The 2,355-nt window shown below is 55.9% G+C and carries 3 protein-coding genes and 1 pseudogene; 1 reads left to right on the top strand and 3 read right to left on the bottom strand.

Annotation, left to right across the window (positions count from 1 at the left end):
* Nucleotides 1–277 (top strand): hypothetical protein (locus KSX58_RS10225; RefSeq protein ID WP_217752136.1); only part of this gene is annotated, 277 nt, incomplete at its 5' end.
* 107 nt (nucleotides 278–384) lie between these two features.
* Here the strand turns inward: KSX58_RS10225 and KSX58_RS10220 are convergent.
* From KSX58_RS10220 to KSX58_RS10210, 3 genes and pseudogenes are all read right to left on the bottom strand, one after another.
* Nucleotides 385–585, bottom strand: a pseudogene (locus KSX58_RS10220) (transposase); the annotation flags it as partial.
* Between the two features lie 66 nt (nucleotides 586–651).
* Nucleotides 652–1,839: an IS256 family transposase gene (locus tag KSX58_RS10215; protein WP_003810158.1), complete on the bottom strand. Its 1,188-nt coding sequence runs from the start codon at nucleotides 1,837–1,839 to the stop codon at nucleotides 652–654.
* A gap of 239 nt (nucleotides 1,840–2,078) precedes the next feature.
* A partial coding sequence (locus KSX58_RS10210; RefSeq protein ID WP_217752135.1) for a hypothetical protein occupies nucleotides 2,079–2,355 on the bottom strand: 277 nt, incomplete at its 5' end.

Here is a 2,355-nt window from a genome sequence, read left to right as displayed (position 1 = left end):
CGGCGCTTTAATCTTTACCGTAATTCTTATTCACTCTATTCGTTCCATGATCCGTAACAAAGACTATTCAAGTTTGATTCTGATTACAATTGTTCTCTTCTATGGTTTATCAGAGTGGGGAGCATTCTCAGCGTTGACCGCATTCCCTCTCCTACTTACCACCACCCCCTCTCCCATTAAGGCTTCTATGAGGTGCATCAAAGCCGAAAAGAATACCAACTCATGGAAAATCATTCCCGCGACAATTCAGCAGAAAACATCCTTCTTAACGGATTAGCGACTCTCTCACTTCAAGTCCTTTAGTTTTCGCACAAATATAAACGCTATTTGGTAGTGCCCGCTTCTTTGCGCAGATTGGCTGTTGGCCAGCTGTTGGCGTGACTTTCATGCCGCTGCGCCTAGGTTGTCATCGAGCCGGGACATGTCCATGTATCGCCGGTCCAACCACGAGCGTGAGGTGACGTAGCGGATTCTGGCGCATACGAGCATGAGCGCGCTGTTGGAGTCGGGGAAGCCGCCCACGACCCGGGTGCGCCGGCGGATCTCCTTGTTCAATCGCTCGATCATGTTGTTCGTGCGCAGCTTGATCCCATGGTTGGTAGTGCCCGAAGGTTTGCGCACTTAGGGTCGTGCCCGTCCATGGGACGATGATCAGTTCGCTTCCTGCAGGTTGTCATCGAGCCGGGACATGTCGAGGTAGCGGCGCGTGCTCCATTCGTTCGCGGTGACGTACCTGGTTCTGGCGCAGATGAGCATCAACGCGCTGTTGCCGTCCGGGAAACTGCCGACGACGCGCGTGCGACGCCGGATCTCCCGGTTCAGCCGTTCGATCATGTTGTTCGTGCGGATCCTCCTGCGGTGCTCCGTCGGGAATTCCGGCAAAAGGTAGGCGGTCGTCTCCCCGATGCCCTCGCGCAGGCAGCCGGCCGCCGCCTTGAGCTTCCTGGACTCCATCTCCGCGGCGACCGTCCCGGCCTTGGCGAGGGCGGATTCGCGGGACTCCATGGCGAATATCGCCTTCAGGGCCGCGGACGCCCAATCCCGGTGGTTGGGCGGCACCTTCGAGAGCACGTTGCGCATGAAGTGCACCATGCACCGCTGGTACTTCGCCCGGGGAAGCATCGAGTTCACCGTGGAGACGAGTCCCGCGCACCGGTCGCCGACCACGAGGCGCACGCCCTTCAAACCGCGTTCGATCATGCTTCGTATGAACTGCTCCCAGCTGGCAGCGTCCTCCCTCATGCCCTCCGTCACGCCGATGACCTCGCGGTGGCCCTCCGCGTTGACGCCGATGGCGACGAGGACGCTGACGTTCTCCACGCTTCCGCCCCAGGAGCGCTTGTGCCACACGCCGTCCATGAACACGTACGGGTATTCGGATTCCAATGGCCGGGTGCGCCATCGGTCGATGTCGTCATACACGCGCTTGAGCTTGTCGGAAAGGGTCTGGGATGGCATCCTGTCACCCCACAGCAGTTTGCTGATGTCGTCGACCTGACGGGTGCTCACTCCCGCCAGGCACATCTCCATCAACGCCTCCTCGACGCTGGACTCCCGCCTGCGGTAGCGTTCGATGACCGCGGATTCGAAGACCGCGCCCTTGAGTTTCGGCACCCTGAGCTCGAGCCTGCCCGCCTTTGCCGTGAGCGTGCGTTCGTAGTGGCCGGCCCTGTACGCCTTGCGCCCCTCCTTGCGTTCGTATCTGGCGGCCCCGGTGATCTCGTCGGCCTCGGCGTCGAGCATGGCGTTGAGGATCTGGGTCATCTTCTCGGTGACCAGCCGGTCGAGTTTGGTCTCGAACAGGTTCTGGTCGATCTGTATGATGTTGCTGTCGGGCATGGCTGCGCGTCCTGCTTTCCAATTGCGATTCTTTGTTTGGCGACTGAAAATCGTACACAGGACGCGGGCCATGCCCGCTTCAACATCTCAACGAAGAACAAAACCGAAAGTGCGCAGGAATTCGGACGTTATCTTCTGTTTTCCTCTTGTTGTTTACTTTATTTATACATTTGTGGAAGAACTGAGCAAATAGCATTTATATTTGTGTGAAAACCAAAGGAATTGAAATGAAATCGTCGCTAATTCGTTAAGAAGGATGTTTTCCGCTGAATTGTCGTGGGGATAATTTTCCATGAGTCAGCATTCTTTTCGGTTTTGATGCACCTCATAGAAGCCTTGATGGGAGAGGGGATGGTGGTGAGCAGAAGAGGGAATGCAGTCAACGCTGAGAATGCTCCCCATTCTGATAAACCATAGAAAAGAACAATTGTAATCAGAATCAAGCTTGAATAATCCCTGTTGCGGATCATGGAACGAATGGAGTGAATAAGAATTACGGTAAAGATTAAAGCGCCA

The organism is Bifidobacterium sp. MSK.17.10 (assembly GCF_019129655.1).
Taxonomy (GTDB): Bacteria; Actinomycetota; Actinomycetes; order Actinomycetales; family Bifidobacteriaceae; genus Bifidobacterium; species Bifidobacterium adolescentis.
This window is presented reverse-complemented; position numbering and strand designations above follow the sequence as displayed.

Bases quoted from the DNA above. Each gene is read 5' to 3' on its own strand.
- KSX58_RS10215 (WP_003810158.1), bottom strand. From the start codon at position 1,839: ATGCCCGACAGCAACATCATACAGATCGACCAGAACCTGTTCGAGACC.